This window comes from Pseudomonas fluorescens, assembly GCF_000968015.1.
GTDB classification, from domain to species: Bacteria; Pseudomonadota; Gammaproteobacteria; order Pseudomonadales; family Pseudomonadaceae; genus Aquipseudomonas; species Aquipseudomonas fluorescens_W.
Map to the genome: position 1 here is coordinate 1 of NZ_LACH01000050.1, position 20,291 is coordinate 20,291.

Here is a 20,291-nt window from a genome sequence, read left to right on the forward strand (position 1 = left end):
ATAAATCCCCTCGCCACAACAAATCCCCTTGCGACAATAACTTCCGCTTCAAGACTGCTGCTTACTTCTCAGGCATCGGCATCGGAAACGGCATGACATTGCCGACCGCGCCGCGGGCTTCGCTGATTTTCGGCGTACCGAGGCGCTCGACTTCGTCGATCCGCACGATCGAATGCATCGGCACAAAACTGCGCACAACGCCTTCGAACTGAGCCTTGAGCTTCTCTTCGCTCGGATCGACGACCACTTGCGTGCGCTCGCCAAAGACGAACTCTTCCACTTCCAGGAAGCCCCACAGATCACTTTGATAGATCTGCTTGGCATACATTTCGTACACCTGGCCCTGGTTGAGAAAAATCACCTTGTAGATTGGAGCTTCACGTTTGGTCATGGTGGGCGAGCAACACATCGGGGATAAAAATGAGGGCGCGAACTATAGCATAGCCACCGGACGCACAGCGGTAGGAACCTTGGGTCATGTTCCCTATAATGCGCGGTTCTTTGAATCACGTGATGACTCTTTCCATGGCCAAGAAGCTTTACATCGAAACCCACGGTTGCCAGATGAACGAGTACGACAGCTCGCGCATGGTCGATCTGCTGGGCGAACATCAGGCCCTGGAAGTCACCGCTCGCGCCGAAGATGCCGACGTGATCCTGCTCAATACCTGCTCGATCCGCGAACGCGCCCAGGACCGGGTGTATTCCCAGCTCGGCCGCTGGCGCGAACTGAAACTGGCCAACCCGGACATGGTCATCGCCGTCGGCGGTTGCGTGGCCAGCCAGGAAGGCGCGGCTATTCGCGATCGCGCACCGTACGTGGACGTGGTCTTCGGTCCGCAGACCCTGCACCGCCTGCCGGAAATGATCGACGCCGCCCGCGCTACAAAGCTGCCGCAAGTCGACGTCTCGTTTCCGGAAATCGAAAAGTTCGACCACTTGCCCGAGCCGCGCATCGATGGCCCAAGCGCCTACGTGTCGGTCATGGAAGGCTGCAGCAAGTACTGCACGTTCTGCGTAGTGCCTTACACCCGCGGCGAAGAAGTCAGCCGACCTTTCGATGACGTGATCGCCGAGATCATCCACCTGGCTGAAAACGGCGTGCGCGAAGTGACCCTGCTGGGGCAGAACGTCAACGGCTATCGCGGGACTACTCATGATGGTCGCTTGGCGGACCTGGCCGAACTGATCCGCGTCGTCGCCGCCGTCGATGGCATCGACCGCATCCGCTACACCACCTCACACCCGCTGGAGTTCTCCGACAGCCTGATCCAGGCTCACGCCGACGTGCCGGAACTGGTCAAACACCTGCACTTGCCGGTGCAATCGGGCTCGGACCGGATCCTGGCGGCGATGAAGCGCAACCACACCGCGCTGGAATACAAATCCAAACTGCGCAAACTGCGTGCTGCCGTGCCGGGGATTTGCATCAGCTCGGACTTTATCGTCGGCTTCCCGGGCGAGACCGAAAAAGACTTCGAACAGACCATGAAGCTGATCGAAGACGTCGGCTTCGACTTCTCCTACTCGTTCGTCTATAGCCAGCGCCCGGGCACTCCGGCTGCCGATCTGGCCGACGAAACGCCGGAAGCGCTGAAAAAAGAACGCCTGAACGCCCTGCAACATCGCCTGAACCAGCAAGGCTTCGAGATCAGCCGACAAATGGTCGGTTCGATCCAGCGGATCCTGGTGACCGATTATTCGAAAAAAGACCCCGGCGAACTGCAAGGCCGGACCGAGAATAACCGCATCGTCAACTTCCGCTGCGACAATCCAACCCTGATTGGGCAGTTCGCCGACGTGCACATCGACGCCGCACAACCGCATTCGCTGCGGGGCTCGCTGATCCAGTAACACCGCATTACCCTGTGGGAGCGAGCTTGCTCGCGATGGCGCCAGCTCAGACAACTTAAATGTTGAATGTCAGACCGTCATCGCGAGCAAGCTCGCTCCCACAGGGGAAGGTGTTCAACATTGGTCTGTATAAGAGCTTTCGCACCCAGGCCACTGGCGTTATCCTTGATTTCATCTTAATTGCCCCAGGGCGGCTAAATACGACCTTGAACGCACCCATAGAACCACATCGTTTTATCCTCGAGCCTTTTGAAGCTCGTCGCTTCGCCAATCTGTGCGGGCAATTCGACGAGCATCTGCGCTTGATCGAACAGCGCCTGACCATCGAGATCCGCAACCGCGGAAACCAGTTCGAACTGATCGGCGAGCCCAAACACACCACCTCCGCGGAAAACCTCCTGCGCCGCCTGTACCGGGAAACCAAGGGTACCGAGCTGTCGCCGGACATGGTTCACCTGTTCCTGCAGGAATCGGCCGTCGAAGAGCTGGACAACGTCTCCCCCTCCGAACCTTCCGTCGCCCTGCGCACCAAAAAAGGCATGATTCGCCCTCGCGGCTTGAATCAGTTGCGCTATGTGAAGGAAATCCTCGGTAACGACATCAACTTCGGCATCGGCCCGGCCGGTACCGGCAAGACTTATCTGGCCGTTGCCTGTGCGGTAGACGCGCTGGAACGCGAGCAGATTCGCCGCATCCTGCTGGTGCGCCCGGCGGTTGAAGCGGGCGAAAAACTCGGCTTCCTGCCTGGTGATCTGTCGCAGAAGATCGACCCGTACCTGCGCCCGCTCTACGACGCGCTCTACGAAATGCTCGGCTTCGAATACGTCGCCAAGCTGATCGAGCGTCAGGTGATCGAAGTTGCACCGCTGGCCTACATGCGCGGTCGCACCTTGAACAACAGTTTCATCATCCTCGACGAAAGCCAGAACACCACCGTCGAGCAAATGAAGATGTTCCTGACCCGCATCGGCTTCGGCTCTACTGCAGTCATCACCGGTGACATCACCCAGGTCGACCTGCCGAAAGGCACCAAGTCCGGCCTGCACCATGTGATCGAAGTGCTCAAAGACGTACCGGGCATCAGCTTCACCCATTTCATGCCCAAAGACGTCGTGCGCCATCCGCTGGTGCAGCGCATCGTCGAAGCTTACGAGCGCTTCGAGAATCGCGTGGCCGACGAACCGGCGAAGTTCTCGTCCAAGGACAATCGCCACGATGCTTGAGCTTGATCTGCAACTGGCTACCGACGCGCCCGCCCCAAGCGAAGCCGAGTTCCGCCAATGGTGCGAACTGGCGCTGCGCCAGCGCACAGCCGACTCCGAAATGACCATCCGCTTGGTCGATGAAGAGGAAGGTCGCGAGCTGAACCACACCTGGCGGCAAAAGGATTACGCCACTAATGTTCTTTCGTTCCCCGCCGACGTCCCGGACGAATTTCTGGATATTCCGCTACTCGGCGATCTGGTGATCTGCGTGGCGGTGGTTCAGCGAGAAGCCGCCGAACAAGGCAAGGCACTCAAGGCCCATTGGGCTCATCTGGTCATTCACGGCTGCTTGCATCTGTTGGGTTACGACCATATAGATGACGATGAAGCCGAAGAAATGGAAGCACTGGAACGAACGTTGCTTGCAGAGTTGGGCTATCCCGACCCGTATGCGGACGACGAAACAGACACATCCCCTATCGTTACAACAAAGGATTCAGAGTAATCGCTATGAGCGAAGATCGATCGAGCAACGGGCAAAAGTCATGGCTGGGTAAGCTCACCCAGGCTTTTGCCCACGAGCCGAAGAACCGCCAGGAGCTGCTGGAGCTGCTGCGCGATGCACACCAAAACAAGTTGCTGGACAGCGAAGCGCTGGCCATTGTCGAAGGCGCCATCCAGGTCGCTGACCTGCAAGTTCGGGACATCATGGTCCCGCGCTCGCAGATGATCAGCATCAAGGCGACCCAGACACCCCGCGAGTTCCTGCCTGCCGTGGTCGACTCGGCCCACTCCCGCTACCCGGTGATTGGCGAAAGCCACGATGACGTGATGGGCGTGTTGCTGGCCAAGGACTTGCTGCCGTTGATCCTCAAGGAGAACGGCGACAGCTTCAACATCAAGGACCTGCTGCGCCCGGCCACTTTCGTGCCTGAGTCCAAGCGTCTGAATGTGCTGCTGCGCGAGTTCCGCGCCAACCACAACCACATGGCCATCGTCATTGACGAATACGGCGGTGTGGCGGGCCTGGTGACCATCGAAGACGTGCTGGAACAAATCGTCGGCGACATCGAAGATGAACATGACGTCGAAGAAGACAGCTACATCAAGCCGCTGCCCAGCGGTGACTTCCTGATCAAGGCCCTGACGCCGATCGAGAACTTCAACGAGTTCTTCGACAGCCAATTCTCCGATGACGAATTCGACACTGTCGGCGGTCTGGTGATGACCGCGTTCGGGCACCTGCCAAAACGCAACGAAATCACTGAAATCGGCCCTTATCGCTTCCGCATCCTGAACGCCGACAGTCGTCGGATTCACTTGCTTCGCCTGACGCCCATTGCCCGTTAAGGATTGACATGCTCCGCGTAACCCGCCCCGGCTGGCCCGGTAACCTGCTGGCCGTGGCGGCCGGTGCTCTCACCACCCTGGCCCTGGCGCCGTTCGATATCTGGCCGTTGGCGTTGCTGGCGGTCGGTTTCTTCTATGCCGGCTTACGCGAGCTGAGCCCACGTCAGGCCCTGGGCCGTGGCTGGTGTTTCGGTTTCGGTCTGTTTGGCGCTGGCACCAGTTGGATCTACTACAGCATTCACCACTTCGGCGGCGCTTCGGTGCTGCTGGCCGGTTTCCTGATGCTGATCTTCACGGCGGCGATTGCCTGGTTCTTCGCCCTGCCCGCCTGGATATGGGCGCGCTGGCTGCGCCGTAACGAAGCGCCGCTGGCCGATGCACTGGCGTTTGCGGCGTTGTGGGTCGGCCAGGAAGCCTTTCGCGGCTGGTTCCTGACCGGTTTCCCCTGGCTTTATTCCGGTTACAGCCAGCTCGACGGCCCGCTGGCCGGGCTCGCGCCACTCGGCGGGATGTGGCTGATCTCCTTCACCCTGGCCCTGACGGCCGCGCTGATCTATAACGCTTTGCGCCTGGTGCGCACCGGGCGCAAAGGTTTCATTGCCGCGGGTGTGTTGCTGCTGGTCGGCCCTTGGGTGGCCGGCATGGCGCTCAAGGAACACGCCTGGACAAGCCCGGCGGGTGCTCCGCTGAGTGTCGCGGCGATTCAGGGCAACATCGAACAAAGCATGAAGTGGGACCCGGCGCAGCTCAACGCGCAGTTGGCGCTGTACCGCGACATGAGCTTCAGCTCGAAACGGGTCGACTTGCTGATCTGGCCCGAAACGGCCATTCCGGTGCTCAAGGCGTCCGCCGAGGGCTACCTGAACATGATGGGAAGCTTCGCTGCGGAGCGTAAGTCCGCGCTGATTACCGGCGTACCGATTCGCGAGGAAGTCCATCACCAGAAGCATTTCTACAACGGCATTACCGTCGTGGGCGAAGGCGATGGCACTTACCTCAAACAGAAGCTGGTGCCGTTTGGCGAATACGTTCCGTTGCAGGACGTGCTGCGCGGGCTGATCGCCTTCTTCGATCTGCCGATGTCGGACTTTGCCCGTGGCCCGGCTGATCAGCCGATGCTGCAGGCCAAGGGTTATCAAATTGCGCCGTTTATCTGCTACGAAGTGGTTTACCCGGAATTCGCCGCCAGCCTTGCGGCGCGTAGCGATCTGCTGCTGACCATCAGCAATGACACCTGGTTCGGCACGTCCATCGGCCCACTGCAACACTTGCAAATGGCGCAGATGCGCGCACTGGAAGCCGGTCGCTGGATGATCCGCGCCACCAACAACGGCGTTACCGGTCTGATCAACCCGTTTGGCCAGATCACTGTGCAGATCCCGCAGTTCGAGCGCGGTATTTTGTACGGTGAAGTGGTGCCCATGCACAACCTGACGCCTTATCTGGAATGGCGTTCGTGGCCGTTGATCATTGTTTGCGTGTTGCTGTTTGGCTGGGCACTGGTGGCTAGCCGGATGGCAAAAACCGTTTAAGTATTGCGGCACCTGTAAATAGATCGCAGCCTCGTTTCACTCGACAGCTCCTACAGGGGATTGCGTACTCTGTAGGAGCTGTCGAGTGAAACGAGGCTGCGATCTTTTGACTTCAGCGGTAAAACATCGAATATCCGATCTGCCCTACCGCCTCATTCAACAACTGCCCGCTCTGCCAGATCGACTTGAATTCCGGCATCCAGCCGCCCAGTGGCCGGGCGTTGTCCACGCCTAAAAACCCCACCGGTGCTGGCACCACGTCAAATCCTGCATTTTTAAAACTCCAGACCGCTCGTGGCATGTGCCAGGCCTGAGTCACGACGACCACGCGCTTGATCCCTTCCGGCAACAATACCTCGGCGCTGAACTGCGCGTTCTCCCAGGTCGTGCGGCTGCGCCCTTCTTGCCAGCGCACTGCCATGCCAAAATCATCGCGCAACGAGTCCGCCATCAACTTCGCTTCAGTCGGCGGCGTGCCGTAATGCAGGCCACCGCTGGTCAGAATCGGCAAACCGGAGGCCTTGGCCAGCCGCGCCGCATAGCGCTCGCGTTCCAGGCCCACGCCCGTTGGCTGGTCAGCGCCCCATGCCAGATCACCCCGCTCACGCCCCGAACCGAGCACCACAATCGCATCGGCACGCTGACTCAGCGTTGCCCATTCATCGCGAGCCAGCGGCGCTTCACGTTCCAGCGCCTTGGCACCCCACTGCACCACCACCGGCAGACTCATCAGCCAGAAGCCGCCCACGCCAAGCGCAAAGCAGAATCCGGCCAGTCGCGGTCTTGAGCGGCGCAACCACCAGGCAAGCACCAACAGCAGCAAAAGAATGCCGGGCGGCAACAGGAGTTGTTTAACGAAATAGCGAAAAGGCATCGAGCATCTCCAAAAAGATGCCCGAAGCCTAAGTGGGTTGACGCAATGCGACAACAAATACGAAAGGACTATGCTTCACAAATACATCAGACATTACTTCCAGTGTCCTTACTTGAATTGCAAAGACCGGACCTTTACCGCGTCCCTGCCGGGAACCTTGTCCTTGAGCCAGATGATCTTGGCCGAACGTGGTGCGTCGAGTTGCTTCACTGCTTCTGACAAGCATCCGTGTGTCTCACGTTCACTGCGATCGAGATACGCCTTGACCAGTGCAAACTCTGCGGGGCTCAAGCCACGCAATTCCAGTTCCAGCGGACGCTCATCGCGTAACCGGCCAGCGGTTTTTGCCGCGTCCAGGGCCATTCCCAGACGATCGATCAGTCTTTCGTACAGCTCCGGTTTTGTTACTTTTTGCCGTGACTCAACCATCCATCACCTCATTGAAGATAAGACTCACTCCCCATTTAGAGCTTAGCTTCCATGAACAAACCGGCTGAGTGCTGCGACCAACGGCCCTCGCAGCGGTTTTTGGGCGACCCGCAGCAGTAATCAGGGTTTCCCTCGGTAGAGTGCGGTCATGTATGCTACGGCGCTTCCTGTAACTCCACTTCCAGCTCGTCTGGACACCGAAACGCCGATTTGGCGTGATCACCGTCCAGCGTTGCATTGAAGAGGATTAGGCCACCCCTATTCAGTTCAAAAGTAGCCATGCACGAACAATATCAGCCCCGTGAAATCGAAGCCGCCGCCCAGTCGTTCTGGGACGAGCAAAAGTCCTTTGAAGTCAGTGAACAGCCAGGCAAGGAGACTTTCTACTGCCTGTCGATGTTCCCTTACCCCAGCGGCAAGCTACACATGGGGCACGTGCGCAACTACACCATCGGCGACGTGATCTCCCGCTACCAGCGCATGCAAGGCAAGAACGTCCTGCAACCCATGGGTTGGGACGCCTTCGGCATGCCGGCGGAAAACGCCGCGATGAAGAACAACGTAGCGCCCGCCAAGTGGACCTACGAAAACATCGCCTACATGAAAAACCAGCTGCGCAGCCTGGGCCTCGCGGTGGACTGGTCCCGCGAAGTCACTACCTGCAAACCTGATTACTACCGCTGGGAACAATGGCTGTTCACTCGCCTGTTCGAAAAAGGCGTGATCTACAAAAAAAGCGGCACCGTGAACTGGGACCCGGTCGACCAGACCGTCCTGGCCAACGAACAGGTGATCGACGGTCGCGGCTGGCGTTCCGGCGCGCTGATCGAAAAGCGCGAAATCCCGATGTACTACTTCAAGATCACCGCCTACGCGGATGAGCTGCTGGAGAGCCTCGACGAACTGACTGGCTGGCCTGAACAGGTCAAGACCATGCAGCGCAACTGGATCGGCAAATCCCGCGGCATGGAAGTGCAGTTCCCGTACGACGTCGCTTCCATCGGCGAAGCCGGTGTTCTGAAAGTGTTCACCACCCGTCCGGACACCCTGATGGGCGCGACCTACGTTGCCGTAGCCGCCGAACACCCTCTGGCGACCCTGGCCGCGCAGAACAACCCTGAGCTGCAAGCGTTCATCGCTGAATGCAAGGGCGGCAGCGTTGCCGAAGCCGACGTCGCCACTCAAGAGAAAAAAGGCCTGCGTACTTCGCTGTTCGTCGAGCATCCGCTGACCGGTGAGAAACTCCCGGTGTGGGTCGCCAACTACGTGCTGATGCACTACGGCGATGGCGCGGTAATGGCCGTTCCGGCGCACGACGAACGTGATTTCGAGTTCGCCACCAAGTACAACCTGCCGGTCAAACCTGTCGTGCGCACCAGCGCCGGCGACGAAACACCGACGCCGTGGCAGGACGCTTACAACGAATACGGCACGCTGATCAATTCCGGCGAGTTCGACGGCCTCGACTTCGCGGGTGCTTTCGACGCCATCGAAGTCGCGCTGATCAAGAAGAACCTCGGCGCCTCGCGTACCCAGTTCCGCCTGCGCGACTGGGGCATCAGCCGTCAGCGCTACTGGGGCTGCCCGATCCCGATCATCCACTGCAACACCTGCGGTGATGTGCCGGTCCCGGAAGATCAGTTGCCCGTCGTATTGCCGGAAGACGTCGTACCGGACGGCGCGGGTTCGCCACTGGCGCGCATGCCCGAGTTCTACGAATGCAGCTGCCCGAAATGCGGCGCACCGGCCAAGCGTGAAACCGACACCATGGACACCTTCGTCGAGTCCTCGTGGTACTACGCCCGTTACGCCTCGCCGCACTATGAAGGCGGTCTGGTGGAAAAATCGGCGGCCGACCATTGGTTGCCGGTGGACCAGTACATCGGCGGTATCGAACACGCCATTCTTCACCTGCTCTATGCGCGCTTCTTCCACAAGCTGATGCGCGACGAAGGCCTGGTGAGCTCCAATGAGCCGTTCAAGAACCTGCTGACCCAAGGCATGGTGATCGCCGAGACTTACTATCGTCGCGAAGCCAACGGTGCCTATACGTGGTTCAACCCGGCGGACGTCGAACTCGAACGCGACAGCAAAGCCAAAGTCATCAGCGCCAAGCTGATCGCAGACGGCCTGCCGGTGGAAATCGGTGGCACCGAGAAGATGGCCAAGTCGAAGAACAACGGCGTTGACCCACAGTCGATGATTGACCAGTTCGGCGCAGACACCTGCCGCCTGTTCATGATGTTCGCCTCGCCACCCGACATGAGCGCGGAATGGTCCGACTCTGGCGTAGAAGGTTCGCACCGCTTCCTCAAGCGCGTCTGGCGCCTGGCTCAAGCGCACGTCACTCAGGGCCTGCCGGGCAAACTGGACGTCGCCAGCCTGAATGACGAACAGAAAGTCATTCGCCGTTCGATCCACCAGGCCATCAAGCAGGCCAGCCACGACGTCGGCCAGAACCACAAATTCAACACCGCCATCGCTCAGGTGATGACGCTGATGAACGTGCTGGAAAAAGCCCCGCAAGTCACCGAACAGGATCGCGCGCTGGTTCACGAAGGCCTGGAAACCGTGGTCCTGCTGCTGGCGCCAATCACTCCGCACATCAGCCACGAACTGTGGCATCGCCTGGGTCACGCCGATCCGGTGATCGACGCCGGTTGGCCAGTTCTGGACGACAGCGCTCTGGTGCAAGACAGCCTGCAACTGGTGATTCAGGTCAACGGCAAGCTGCGCGGCCACATCGAAATGCCCGCCAGCGCCAGCCGCGAAGAAGTCGAAGCCGCCGCACGGGCCAACGAGAACGTGCTGCGCTTTGTCGACGGTCTGACCATTCGTAAAGTGATCGTAGTGCCCGGGAAACTGGTCAATATCGTCGCCAGCTAATTGGATCAGGCGCCAGGTCATGCCTGGCGCCGAGTAAAACCTTTCGGGCCGCAAGATCGGCCCACATGGTTTCAAGGGGAGCAACAAGATGATCAAACGCAATTTGCTGGTGATGGGCCTTGCGGTCCTGCTGAGCGCCTGCGGTTTCCAGCTGCGCGGCACCGGCACCAATGAACTGGCGGTCAAGGAACTCGACCTGAGTGCCCGTAACGCCTACGGCGAAACCGTGACTCAACTGCGTCAGGTGCTGGAAAGCAGCGGTGTCAAGGTCTACAAGGGCGCACCTTACAAGCTGGTGTTGACCAATGAGCAGGAAAGCCAGCGCATCCTCAGCTACGCAGGTGCCGGTCGTACTGGCGAGTATCAGGTGAGCACAGTGCTGAACTACGACATCCGTGGTGCACGCGACCTGCCGCTGATGAGCGACAAGCTCGAAGTGCAGAAGATCTTTATCCACGACGGCAACAACCTGGTGGGTTCTGATCAAGAAGCCGCGACTGCTCGCGCTGAAACCCGTCGCGAGCTGGTTCAACGCATGATGCTGCGTCTGTCACAGCTCACACCGACTCAGTTGGAGCAACTGCAACAGACTGCCGACGCCAAGGCCAAGGCCGAAGCCCAGGCACTGGAAGCTGCGCAGAAGGCTGAAGCGGAAACCCCGCGCCAGTCGCCCATCGAAATCCCGCAGCAATAAGACTTACGGGGCGCTCAAGCGCCCCGTTCGACCTCTCCTATGAAACTCGCCCCCGCCCAACTCGCCAAACACCTGCAAGGTGCCCTCGCGCCGGTCTACATCATCAGTGGCGATGACCCATTGCTGTGCCAGGAAGCCGCCGACGCCATTCGTGCCGCCGCCCGTCAACAGGGATTCGACGAGCGCCAGGTCTTCGCCGCCGACGCCAGTTTCGACTGGGGAACGTTGCTGCAAGCCGGCGCGAGCATGTCGCTGTTCGCCGAAAAGCGCCTGCTGGAACTGCGCCTGCCGTCCGGCAAACCCGGTGACAAAGGCGCTGCCGCGTTTATCGAGTACTGCTCACGGCCCGCCGAAGACACGGTGTTGCTGATCAGCCTGCCGAAACTTGATGGCAGTGCGCAGAAAACCAAGTGGGGCAAGGCGCTGGTCGAAGGTCAGCAGACCCAGTTCGTGCAAATCTGGCCGATAGAGGCCAACCAGTTGCCGAGCTGGATCCGTCAACGGTTGTCCCAGGCCGGGCTTTCCGCCAGTCAGGACGCCGTCGAACTGATCGCCGCACGGGTCGAGGGCAACCTGCTGGCGGCAGCCCAGGAAATCGAAAAGCTCAAGCTGATGGCCGAAGGTGGTCAGATCACCGTTGAAACCGTGCAAGCGGCGGTGGCCGACAGTGCACGCTTCGATGTCTTTGGCCTGACCGATGCGATTCTCAACGGCGAAGCGGCTCATGCCCTGCGCATGCTCGAAGGCCTGCGCGGTGAAGGTGTCGAACCGCCAGTGATTCTCTGGGCGCTGGCCCGGGAACTGCGTCTGTTGGCCAACCTGTCGCTGCAGTACAGCCAGGGCGTGCCACTGGACAAAGCCTTCAGCTCTGCCCGACCGCCGGTCTGGGACAAACGCAAACCATTGATGAGCAAAGCCTTGCAACGCTATTCGGCGCAACGCTGGGCGCAGCTATTGCTGGAAGCTCAGCGCATCGACGCACAGATCAAAGGCCAGGCGGCCGGTTCGCCGTGGATGAGCCTCAGTCGATTGTCGTTGTTAATGGCCGGCCAACGCCTGACCTTGCCCGCCGAATAAGATCAAAAGATCGCAGCCTCGTTTCACTCGACAGCTCCTACATTGGAATGCGTCCCCCTGTAGGAGCTGCCGAAGGCTGCGATCTTTTGATCCTGCTTCCTACAAAAACAACCTGCATTTGTCCTATAGACAGAACCCCGACTTCGGCCGATGATTTGCCCCGCAAAACCCACTCACTTGCGAGAAATCATCATGAGCAAAAAGCCATCCAAAAATGGCCCCAACAAGGCCAAATCCATCATCGCCCAGCCACTGTTCCGCAGCCGTCAGGAACCAGCCGGCAAGGGCAAAGGCAGCTACCGCCGCGAAGCCTTCCAGTCTAATAGCTGGGAGGCTTCTTACTTTCTGGCGGCCTGAAAGGCAAGCGCTCGCTCAACATGTTAAGGTCTGCACCTGATTCGTACTCCCTGGACCCGTGCATGCCCCTTTGTATTTCCCGTCGTTGGCCCCTGCGCCAACTGATAGCTGCCTCCAGCCTCGTTTTGCTAGTCGCCTGCGCGGAAAAACCGACCGCTGCCGACGCCAAGCCGCTTCAGACCCTCCCCATCGCGACAGCCCCAGCGGTCATTCCGCCCGTGGTTCCGACGGGTGAAAATCTCGACATCCAGCCCACCCAGACCTTCGCCGAATGGCAGGCAGGTTTCCGCAAGGACGCTCTGGCCGCCGGTATCCGCGCCGATCTGTTCGACCGTGCCTTCGCCAATGTCAGCCTGGACACCAGCGTTATCCGCGCCGACCGCAGTCAGCCGGAATTCTCCCGCCCGGTGTGGGAATACCTCGACGGCGCCCTTTCGCCGCTGCGGGTAAACAAAGGCCAGGCGTTGGTCAGCCAGTACGCCGACATCCTGCAAAGTATCGAACAGCGCTACGGCGTCGATCGCCAGGCACTGGTCTCGGTGTGGGGCATGGAAAGTAACTTCGGGCAGTTCCAGGGCAACAAGTCGGTGATTAATTCCCTGGCGACCCTGGCCTATGAAGGTCGGCGTCCCGGGTTTGCCCACGCGCAACTGATCGCCGCCCTGCAGATCCTGCAACAGGGTGATATCGAGCCTGAGAAAATGCTTGGCTCCTGGGCTGGCGCCATGGGCCAGACCCAGTTCATCCCGACCACCTACAACACCCACGCCGTGGACTTCGATGGCGACGGTCGCCGCGACATCTGGGGTAGCCCGGCCGACGCGCTGGCCTCGACGGCACACTACCTGCAAAGCTCGGGCTGGCAGAAAGGCCAGCCGTGGGGCTTTGAAGTGCAGCTACCGGGCAGTTTCAACTACGTCCTGGCCGATGGCACGATTCGCAAGAGCGTCGCTGAATGGCAGCAACTGGGCGTCATCCTGCCCAATGGCGGCCAGGTTCCGGCAGGCTCCGAACACCTGTCAGCCGCCTTGCTGCTGCCGGCCGGTTACCGTGGTCCGGCGTTCCTGGTCCTCGACAACTTCCGCGCGATCCTCAAGTACAACAACTCGTCGTCTTACGCCTTGGCCGTTAGCCTGTTGTCCGAGCGTTTCAACGGCGCCGGCCTGATCAACGGCACATGGCCAAAAGATGATTTGCCGCTGAGCCGTACCGAGCGGATCGAACTGCAAAGCCTGCTGAGCGCGCAGAACTATGACGCAGGCAACGCCGACGGCATTATCGGCGCCAACACCCGCAAAGCGATCCGCAGTGCCCAGCAGTCGTTTGGCTGGCCGGCTGATGGGTATCCGACGCACAAGTTGCTCGAAGGTTTGCGTAACCGATAGTCAGCCGTATGGCCAATGCCGCCTTCGCGAGCAAGCTCGCTCCCACATTTAACCGAGTTCTTTCATGGAAATCCGGTCGAATGTGGGAGCGAGCTTGCTCGCGAAGGCGGACAGTCAGGCGATGAACATCTAAGCCCTGACCACCACATCCTGCTCCAACACCAATTCCTTGTTCCCCGCATCCAATCTGACCAGCGCGCCCATCGGCAACGTCAGGTTCGGATCACAATGCCCGCTGCGCCAACCGGACAACACCGGTATCCGCAATGGCTCGAAGGTCTGCTTGAGCAAGCGCTCCAACGCAACCGTATCAACCCCCGCCACATCCCCCACCAAAACCCCGCGCAGCTTGTGCAGCGTGCCGGCAAGACGCAGATGGGTCAGCAGCCGGTCGATGCGATACAGCGGCTCGTTAATGTCCTCGATGAACAGGATGACGCCCTCGGCTTCCAACTCATACGGCGTGCCCATGGCCGCAGCGATCATCGACAAATTGCCCCCCAACAAACGCCCTTGAGCGATACCAGGCTCGATTGTGGTCAACGGGTAGGCGACCGGGTGCGCCAGCACGCTGCCCGCCTTCACCTGCCCTCTGAGCATGTTGAAGAATGAAGACTCGGTAGGTTTTTGCTTGTCACCCAGCAGGTCGGCATTGAGCATCGGGCCATGAAAGGTCACGAAGCCCGCATAACGGCTGATGGCCACGTGCAGTGCGGTGATGTCGCTGTAGCCGATGAACGGTTTGGCATTGTTGCGCAGCAATTCGAAGTCGATGCGATCGAGCAGCCGCGGCGTACCGTACCCCCCACGCAAGCAAATGATGGCGTCGACCTCACTGTCGGCAAACGCTGCGTGCAGGTCATTGAGCCGTACATCATCACTGCCGGCCAGGTAATCATCTTTCTCATACACGCCGGGGAACACCCGCAGTGAATATCCGCGAGCGCGCATCCAGGCGATGGCTTTATCGGTGTCCAGCGCTGCGGGACCGGCGGGAGCGATGACGCCGATCAGCCCTTGCGACGGCAAAGCCGGAACGGGTGCATGAGGACAAAGGGTGTGGGTCGGTCGAACGGTCATCCATGAATCTCCCTGCGTGAAAACGTCAAGCACACAGTAGTCAGGAACGCGGACAAACAGAAGAGGGTTCGTTGCCCCGCAGGTTGCAGGAAAAAGCGCTGATTGCCGTGGGCAAGGCAAAAAAACGCCCGCAAGGCGCAATGCCTTGCGGGCGTTTTCATGTCTTGCAACCGATCAGGACGACATCAGCTCGGCTTTAACCAGTTTCGCCTGCTCGTCGGCGTGGTACGAGGAACGTACCAGCGGGCCGGAAGCGACGTTCTTGAAGCCCATCTTGTAACCTTCCTCGGCGAACCAGGCGAAGGTGTCCGGGTGCACGAAACGCTGGACCGGCAAGTGGCTGCGGGACGGTTGCAGGTACTGGCCCAGGGTCAGCATGTCGATGTCGTGTTCGCGCATGCGCTTCATGACTTCGATGACTTCTTCGTCGGTCTCGCCCAGACCCAGCATCAGGCCGGACTTGGTCGGAATGTGCGGCATCATCTGCTTGAAGCGTTGCAGCAGGGTCAGCGACCACTGGTAATCCGAACCCGGACGCGCAGCCTTGTACAGGCGCGGCACGGTTTCCAGGTTGTGGTTGAACACATCAGGCGGCTCGGCAGCGGTGATTTCCAACGCAACGTCCATGCGGCCACGGTAATCCGGGACCAGGGTTTCGAGCTGTACGTTCGGCGACAGCTTGCGGATCTCGCGGATGCAGTCGGCAAAGTGCTGGGCACCGCCGTCACGCAGGTCGTCGCGGTCAACCGAGGTGATCACCACGTACTTGAGCTTCAGGTCGGCGATGGCAATAGCCAGGCTTTCCGGCTCGTTGACGTCCAGTGGCTTCGGACGACCGTGGCCAACGTCGCAGAACGGGCAGCGACGGGTGCAGATGTCCCCCATGATCATGAAGGTCGCGGTGCCGCCGGAGAAGCATTCGCCCAGGTTCGGGCAGGACGCCTCTTCGCAGACACTGTGCAGCTTGTGTTTGCGCAACAGGGCCTTGATGCGGTCGACTTCCGGGGAAACCGGGATACGCACGCGAATCCAGTCAGGCTTCTTCGGCAGTTCGGTGGTCGGAATGATCTTCACCGGGATACGTGCAACCTTCTCGGCGCCGCGCAGCTTCACGCCGGCTTCAACCTTGGCACGCGGGGCCGGACGCTCGGTGACATCCAGCGTCGGGATCATGGTTTGCACTGCATCAGTAGTCATATCAGTCGATTCCGCCCGTTAGGGTCGTCTGCTCAGCATAGTCGAGGTGTTTGACGAGCTGCGCGCGCAGCCGGGCACTTACCTCGGCAAATTCAATCGATCCTGCGTGATCGCTCAGCTGGGTCATCGCCAGCCCGGCGTAGCCGCAGGGATTAATCCGTCGAAACGGTTCCAGGTTCATGTCCACATTCAGGGCCAGGCCATGAAAGGAGCAACCGTGGCGGATCCGCAGACCCAGAGAAGCGATTTTCGCCCCATTGACGTAGACACCCGGCGCATCCGGCTTGGCCACGGCAGTGACGCCGTAGCTGGCCAGCAACTCGATCAGGCATTGTTCCATGCGGCTGACCAGGTCACGCACGCCGAAACCCAGCTTGCGTACATCGAGCAACAGGTAGGCCACCAATTGGCCGGGACCGTGATAAGTCACCTGACCACCGCGATCAACCTTTACTACCGGAATATCTCCCGGGAGCAACAAGTGCTCAGCCTTGCCGGCCTGCCCCTGGGTGAACACCGGTGGGTGCTCGACCAGCCAGATCTCGTCCGCGGCATCGCTGCCGCGTTCGTTGGTGAAGCGTTGCATGGCATGCCAGACCGGCTCGTAAGCCATCTGGCCGAGCTCGCGAAAGCCCAGCGTGCCAGACATCACAGCACCATGTGCACGAAACCGGTCGCCCGCAACTCGCTGTTGATGTCGTACAGCTGTTCTTGACCGGTGGCGATGATGTGCAGCTGGATGGTCGTGTACTTGCCGTTGGTACTCTGGCGCTCGGCCAGGGTCTTGTGGTCAACGGTCGCGTGTTTCTCAAGGATTGCGATGATCTTGTCCTTGAAACCCACGCCGGTGTCGCCGATTACCTTGATAGGGTAATCCGCGCAGGGGAATTCGATTTTTGGCGCCTTTACTTCGGTGTCTGTCATGGCGTAACGGCCTCGTAAGCCGTGGCAACGGACATGGCCCCGTTCCGGATTGGAACAGGGCCATGCAGGTCCACACTAATTCAGTTGAACAAGCCGTAGAAGAATAGACGGATGCTATCCCACATGCGGCGGAAGATACCACCCTCGTCGACGGCGTCCAGAGCGATCAGGTCAGCGCTATGCACGACTTTGTCGTCCAGCTTCACTTCGACTTTACCGATTACGTCGCCCTTGGCGATGGGCGCAACCAGTTGCGGGTTCATGGTCATGCTGGCGGCGAGCTTTTTCAGCTGGCCTTTTGGCAGGGTCATGGTCAGGTCTTCAGCCAGGCCGGCCTTGACTTGATTGGTGGTGCCTTTCCAGACAGGAGCCTGAGCCAGCTCGGCGCCTTTCTGATAGAACGTCTGGGTTTCGAAGAAGCGGAAACCGTAAGTCAGCAGCTTCTGGGTTTCAGAGGCGCGAGCCACTTCGCTGTTGGTGCCGAACACCACGGCGATCAGGCGCATGCCGTCACGTACAGCCGAAGACACCATGCAATAGCCGGCTTCGTCGGTGTGACCGGTTTTCAGGCCGTCGACCGTCTTGTCGCGCCACAGCAGCAGGTTACGGTTTGGTTGCTTGATGCCGTTCCAGAAGAACTCTTTCTGCGAGTAGATCGCGTAGTGAGCCGGGTCTTCGTGGATGATCGCGCGAGCCAGCACCGCCATGTCGTGAGCCGACGAGTAGTGCTCAGGGTTCGGCAGACCGGTCGGGTTCATGAAGTGGCTGTTGGTCATGCCCAGATCGGCCACGGTTTTGTTCATCATGTCAGCGAAGGCATCTTCGCTGCCGGCGATGTGCTCGGAGAGCGCAACGCTGGCGTCGTTACCCGACTGAATGATGATGCCGTGCAGCAGGTCGCTGACAGTGACTTGCGAGCCGACCTTGATGAACATCCGCGAACCGCCGGTACGCCAGGCGTTCTCGCTGACGGTCACCGGATCGTTTTCGCCGATCTGGCCACGACGGATTTCCAAGGTCGCGATGTACGCGGTCATCAGCTTGGTCAGGCTGGCCGGCGGCAGACGCTGGTCACCGTTGTTCTCCACCAGCACGTTGCCGCTGCTGGCGTCCATGAGTACATAGGCTTTGGCGGCCAGTTGCGGTGGCGACGGCATCATCTCGACCGCGAAAGCGGCAGGCGAGAGGAGCAGCGGGACTAGCAGACACAGGCGTTTGGCAAAGGTGGTGATGTTCATCCGTCTCTCGAAATCGCTAATGGAAACTGCCCTAAGGGGCAAAACTAATCAGACAGCTTTCTAACGAGCTGTCGCGTGTTCAGTTGTTCACTCAGAACCCTTGCCGGGCTTTTGTTCTTCAACGAGCCAACAACCAGGTCCACCCCCCAAACCGCAAGCGAACCGTCAATCAAGTACTACGTATTACTCAGCGGTGACCAGGCTCGGCGAACCGAGATTGGCCAGGCGCACACTGTTCTGCACCTGCTGGATTTCACCCGGCGAGCCGATCGGCCCCAGGCGCACCCGATGCAGCGTCTGTTGATTGCGCACGATCGAGCTGATGAACACCGGAGCGCTCACCATCCCGCTGAGCTTCGATCTCAGGAGCTCTGCAGCGTCCGGGTTGGCGAACGCGCCCACCTGCAGATACTGGCCAGAGGCTGGTACAGAAGCGTTTTTTTTTGCATCCATCGGTACGGGCACAACGGCCGCGGCGTGCTGCTGCGGCGGTGGTGTCCATTGTTCGACGGTGCCGGCCGAAGCCGTAATCGTCGGGGCGCTATTTTGCGAGATTTGCGGCTCGTTAAGCATTAAAGGCGCCGGACGGCCTTTGGCTGCCCACCATTGCTGCGGGTCAATGCCTTCGACCTTGACCCGCGCGGTACCGGTTTCGGCATAGCCGAGCTTCTTGGCGGCCGCGTAGGACAAGTCGATGATTCGGTCCGAGTAGAACGGCCCGCGGTCGTTGACTCGCAGGACGACGCTCTTGTTGTTGTCCAGGTTGGTCACCCGAACGTAACTTGGCAGCGGCAAGGTCTTGTGCGCGGCACTCATGCCGTACAGGTCGTAAACCTCGCCATTGGCGGTGTTCTGACCGTGGAACTTGGTGCCATACCAGGACGCAGTGCCCGAGGCCACGTAGGTCTTGGATTCCTGCAACGGAAAATAAGTCTTGCCCAGCACGGTGTACGGGTTGGCTTTATAAGGACCGGTATGCAGGGTCGGCGTGGCATCAGGGATGCGCGATACATCGACGTCCCACCACGGCGCGCCATCTTTGTGCGCGCGGTTGATGTCCAGGCCTGGCGCTGCGCGCACGGCGGTGGAAGATTTCTGGGTCGGCGCACGGCTGGTCGAACAACTGGCGACCAGCACCGCCAACGCGGCGAATGCCATCAGCTTCAGGGGTTTTTTCATAGGCAATGCCCGCATTACTTGACGCCCCGTGCTTGGACCAGCTGTTCAGACAGTTGATGTACGGCCATGGCGTACATCACGCTGCGGTTATAACGCGTGATTGCGTAAAAATTCGTCAGGCCCATCCAGTATTCTGGGCCATTGTCACCTTCCAGGCGGAAAGCCGTGACCGGCATATCATCGCGCAGCGCATCATGACTTGACCACCCCAGCGCCCGCAACTCCCCGACGGTTTTAGTCGGCTCGATGCCCGCGGTCAAACCTTCGTCCACCTGATCGCCACGTACATCGGCGCGGCTGACCACCGGTTCACCGGCTACCCAGCCGTGACGATTGAAATAACTGGCGACGCTGCCAATGGCATCGTCCGGATTGGTCCAGATATTGATGTGGCCGTCACCGTCAAAATCCACCGCGTAAGCACGAAAACTGCTGGGCATGAACTGCGGCAAACCCATCGCACCAGCGTAAGAGCCTTTGAGCGTCAGCGGATCGACCTGCTCTTCCCGGGCCAGCAACAGGAACTCACGCAATTCCTTGCGAAAAAATTCGGCACGGGGAGGATAGTCGAAACCCAGGGTCGACAAGGCGTCGATTACCCGAAAATTGCCGGTATTGCGGCCAAAAAAGGTCTCAACGCCGATGATCGAAACAATAACCTGGGCCGGCACGCCGTATTCCTGCTCGGCACGGGCCAGTACCGCCTCGTGCTGACGCCAGAAGTCCACACCACGGGCGATGCGCGCGTCGGTGATGAACATCGGGCGGTATTCGTTCCACTGCTTGACCCGCTCGGCCGGTTTCGAGATCGCGTCCAGAATCGACTGCTTGCGCTCGGCTTCGCGGAACACGCTCATCAGTTGTTCACCGGCGAAACCGTAGTCACGGGTCATTTCACCGACGAATTCGGCCACCTGGGGTGAGCCTTCGTAATCGCCGGCCAACGCTTCCTGCGCTGTGCCAAGGATGCTTACCAGGCCGACCCATGGCGCATATCGAGTCGCCCAGCCACGCATTACTTGCATTGAAA

20 protein-coding genes are annotated in these 20,291 nt (G+C 59.8%); 10 read left to right on the plus strand and 10 right to left on the minus strand.

What is annotated here, in order from left to right:
* Positions 1 to 61: 61 nt before the first annotated feature.
* Positions 62 to 391, minus strand: coding sequence for a DUF1820 family protein (locus VD17_RS21375; RefSeq protein ID WP_007894425.1), 330 nt, complete (start codon positions 389 to 391; stop codon positions 62 to 64).
* 134 nt (positions 392 to 525) lie between these two features.
* On the opposite strand from VD17_RS21375, the gene miaB reads away from it, so the two are divergent.
* The 5 genes from miaB (at position 526) to lnt (ending at position 5,941) form a co-directional block, all read left to right on the plus strand.
* On the plus strand, positions 526 to 1,854 hold the full coding sequence (gene miaB / locus VD17_RS21380; RefSeq protein ID WP_033053447.1) for a tRNA (N6-isopentenyl adenosine(37)-C2)-methylthiotransferase MiaB: 1,329 nt from the start codon (positions 526 to 528) through the stop codon (positions 1,852 to 1,854).
* Between the two features lie 206 nt (positions 1,855 to 2,060).
* Positions 2,061 to 3,077 (plus strand): PhoH family protein, encoded by a 1,017-nt coding sequence (locus tag VD17_RS21385; RefSeq protein ID WP_046055581.1) that lies wholly within the window; start codon positions 2,061 to 2,063, stop codon positions 3,075 to 3,077.
* Positions 3,070 to 3,564: an rRNA maturation RNase YbeY gene (gene ybeY / locus VD17_RS21390; protein ID WP_046055538.1), complete on the plus strand. Its 495-nt coding sequence runs from the start codon at positions 3,070 to 3,072 to the stop codon at positions 3,562 to 3,564. The genes VD17_RS21385 and ybeY overlap by 8 nt, the downstream gene beginning before the upstream one ends.
* Before the next feature lie 5 nt (positions 3,565 to 3,569).
* The gene (locus tag VD17_RS21395; RefSeq protein ID WP_046055539.1) at positions 3,570 to 4,409 is read left to right on the plus strand and encodes an HlyC/CorC family transporter; all 840 of its coding nucleotides are present in this window, start codon (positions 3,570 to 3,572) and stop codon (positions 4,407 to 4,409) included.
* Between the two features lie 8 nt (positions 4,410 to 4,417).
* Positions 4,418 to 5,941: an apolipoprotein N-acyltransferase gene (gene lnt / locus VD17_RS21400; RefSeq protein ID WP_046055540.1), complete on the plus strand. Its 1,524-nt coding sequence runs from the start codon at positions 4,418 to 4,420 to the stop codon at positions 5,939 to 5,941.
* A gap of 112 nt (positions 5,942 to 6,053) precedes the next feature.
* Here the strand turns inward: lnt and VD17_RS21405 are convergent, their stop codons facing one another.
* Together VD17_RS21405 and VD17_RS21410 are read right to left on the minus strand one after the other, a co-directional pair.
* Positions 6,054 to 6,815 (minus strand): YdcF family protein, encoded by a 762-nt coding sequence (locus VD17_RS21405; protein ID WP_046055541.1) that lies wholly within the window; start codon positions 6,813 to 6,815, stop codon positions 6,054 to 6,056.
* Between the two features lie 108 nt (positions 6,816 to 6,923).
* Positions 6,924 to 7,244, minus strand: a complete 321-nt coding sequence (locus VD17_RS21410) for a hypothetical protein (RefSeq protein ID WP_046055542.1) — start codon at positions 7,242 to 7,244, stop codon at positions 6,924 to 6,926.
* Between the two features lie 279 nt (positions 7,245 to 7,523).
* Between VD17_RS21410 and leuS the strand changes: the two genes are divergently transcribed.
* From leuS to VD17_RS21435, 5 genes are all read left to right on the plus strand, one after another.
* Positions 7,524 to 10,130 (plus strand): leucine--tRNA ligase, encoded by a 2,607-nt coding sequence (leuS, locus tag VD17_RS21415; protein WP_046055543.1) that lies wholly within the window; start codon positions 7,524 to 7,526, stop codon positions 10,128 to 10,130.
* Between the two features lie 88 nt (positions 10,131 to 10,218).
* Positions 10,219 to 10,824 carry an LPS-assembly lipoprotein LptE gene (locus tag VD17_RS21420; RefSeq protein ID WP_033054161.1) on the plus strand — a complete coding sequence of 202 codons (606 nt, stop codon included), beginning with the start codon at positions 10,219 to 10,221 and terminating at the stop codon, positions 10,822 to 10,824.
* 39 nt (positions 10,825 to 10,863) lie between these two features.
* Positions 10,864 to 11,901 (plus strand): DNA polymerase III subunit delta, encoded by a 1,038-nt coding sequence (gene holA / locus VD17_RS21425; RefSeq protein WP_046055544.1) that lies wholly within the window; start codon positions 10,864 to 10,866, stop codon positions 11,899 to 11,901.
* A gap of 192 nt (positions 11,902 to 12,093) precedes the next feature.
* Positions 12,094 to 12,258 (plus strand): alternative ribosome rescue factor ArfA, encoded by a 165-nt coding sequence (gene arfA / locus VD17_RS21430; protein ID WP_008152840.1) that lies wholly within the window; start codon positions 12,094 to 12,096, stop codon positions 12,256 to 12,258.
* A 62-nt stretch (positions 12,259 to 12,320) separates the two neighbouring features.
* Positions 12,321 to 13,643, plus strand: a complete 1,323-nt coding sequence (locus VD17_RS21435) for a lytic murein transglycosylase (protein WP_046055545.1) — start codon at positions 12,321 to 12,323, stop codon at positions 13,641 to 13,643.
* Between the two features lie 129 nt (positions 13,644 to 13,772).
* Here VD17_RS21435 and VD17_RS21440 read toward each other — a convergent pair whose 3' ends face one another.
* The 7 genes from VD17_RS21440 to mltB form a co-directional block, all read right to left on the minus strand.
* Positions 13,773 to 14,723 (minus strand): S66 peptidase family protein, encoded by a 951-nt coding sequence (locus tag VD17_RS21440; protein ID WP_046055546.1) that lies wholly within the window; start codon positions 14,721 to 14,723, stop codon positions 13,773 to 13,775.
* 174 nt (positions 14,724 to 14,897) lie between these two features.
* Complete coding sequence (lipA, locus tag VD17_RS21445) at positions 14,898 to 15,920, minus strand: lipoyl synthase (protein ID WP_007946663.1); 1,023 nt, start codon at positions 15,918 to 15,920, stop codon at positions 14,898 to 14,900.
* Position 15,921: 1 nt separating this feature from the next.
* Positions 15,922 to 16,569, minus strand: a complete 648-nt coding sequence (gene lipB / locus VD17_RS21450; protein WP_008152829.1) for a lipoyl(octanoyl) transferase LipB — start codon at positions 16,567 to 16,569, stop codon at positions 15,922 to 15,924.
* The gene (locus tag VD17_RS21455; protein ID WP_008152827.1) at positions 16,569 to 16,844 is read right to left on the minus strand and encodes a DUF493 domain-containing protein; all 276 of its coding nucleotides are present in this window, start codon (positions 16,842 to 16,844) and stop codon (positions 16,569 to 16,571) included. The genes lipB and VD17_RS21455 overlap by 1 nt, the downstream gene beginning before the upstream one ends.
* A gap of 80 nt (positions 16,845 to 16,924) precedes the next feature.
* Positions 16,925 to 18,082, minus strand: coding sequence for a D-alanyl-D-alanine carboxypeptidase family protein (locus tag VD17_RS21460; RefSeq protein ID WP_033054153.1), 1,158 nt, complete (start codon positions 18,080 to 18,082; stop codon positions 16,925 to 16,927).
* Positions 18,083 to 18,265: 183 nt separating this feature from the next.
* Positions 18,266 to 19,276, minus strand: a complete 1,011-nt coding sequence (locus tag VD17_RS21465; RefSeq protein ID WP_046055547.1) for a septal ring lytic transglycosylase RlpA family protein — start codon at positions 19,274 to 19,276, stop codon at positions 18,266 to 18,268.
* Positions 19,276 to 20,286, minus strand: coding sequence for a lytic murein transglycosylase B (gene mltB, locus VD17_RS21470; RefSeq protein WP_046055548.1), 1,011 nt, complete (start codon positions 20,284 to 20,286; stop codon positions 19,276 to 19,278). The genes VD17_RS21465 and mltB overlap by 1 nt, the downstream gene beginning before the upstream one ends.
* Positions 20,287 to 20,291 lie beyond the last annotated feature (5 nt).

Coding starts and splice junctions, on each gene's coding strand:
- VD17_RS21375 (WP_007894425.1), bottom strand. CDS start 391: ATGACCAAACGTGAAGCTCCAATCTACAAGGTGATTTTTCTCAACCAG.
- miaB (WP_033053447.1), top strand. CDS start 526: ATGGCCAAGAAGCTTTACATCGAAACCCACGGTTGCCAGATGAACGAG.
- ybeY (WP_046055538.1), top strand. CDS start 3,070: ATGCTTGAGCTTGATCTGCAACTGGCTACCGACGCGCCCGCCCCAAGC.
- VD17_RS21395 (WP_046055539.1), top strand. CDS start 3,570: ATGAGCGAAGATCGATCGAGCAACGGGCAAAAGTCATGGCTGGGTAAG.
- lnt (WP_046055540.1), top strand. CDS start 4,418: ATGCTCCGCGTAACCCGCCCCGGCTGGCCCGGTAACCTGCTGGCCGTG.
- VD17_RS21405 (WP_046055541.1), bottom strand. CDS start 6,815: ATGCCTTTTCGCTATTTCGTTAAACAACTCCTGTTGCCGCCCGGCATT.
- VD17_RS21410 (WP_046055542.1), bottom strand. CDS start 7,244: ATGGTTGAGTCACGGCAAAAAGTAACAAAACCGGAGCTGTACGAAAGA.
- leuS (WP_046055543.1), top strand. CDS start 7,524: ATGCACGAACAATATCAGCCCCGTGAAATCGAAGCCGCCGCCCAGTCG.
- VD17_RS21420 (WP_033054161.1), top strand. CDS start 10,219: ATGATCAAACGCAATTTGCTGGTGATGGGCCTTGCGGTCCTGCTGAGC.
- holA (WP_046055544.1), top strand. CDS start 10,864: ATGAAACTCGCCCCCGCCCAACTCGCCAAACACCTGCAAGGTGCCCTC.
- arfA (WP_008152840.1), top strand. CDS start 12,094: ATGAGCAAAAAGCCATCCAAAAATGGCCCCAACAAGGCCAAATCCATC.
- VD17_RS21435 (WP_046055545.1), top strand. CDS start 12,321: ATGCCCCTTTGTATTTCCCGTCGTTGGCCCCTGCGCCAACTGATAGCT.
- VD17_RS21440 (WP_046055546.1), bottom strand. CDS start 14,723: ATGACCGTTCGACCGACCCACACCCTTTGTCCTCATGCACCCGTTCCG.
- lipA (WP_007946663.1), bottom strand. CDS start 15,920: ATGACTACTGATGCAGTGCAAACCATGATCCCGACGCTGGATGTCACC.
- lipB (WP_008152829.1), bottom strand. CDS start 16,569: ATGTCTGGCACGCTGGGCTTTCGCGAGCTCGGCCAGATGGCTTACGAG.
- VD17_RS21455 (WP_008152827.1), bottom strand. CDS start 16,844: ATGACAGACACCGAAGTAAAGGCGCCAAAAATCGAATTCCCCTGCGCG.
- VD17_RS21460 (WP_033054153.1), bottom strand. CDS start 18,082: ATGAACATCACCACCTTTGCCAAACGCCTGTGTCTGCTAGTCCCGCTG.
- VD17_RS21465 (WP_046055547.1), bottom strand. CDS start 19,276: ATGCGGGCATTGCCTATGAAAAAACCCCTGAAGCTGATGGCATTCGCC.
- mltB (WP_046055548.1), bottom strand. CDS start 20,286: ATGCAAGTAATGCGTGGCTGGGCGACTCGATATGCGCCATGGGTCGGC.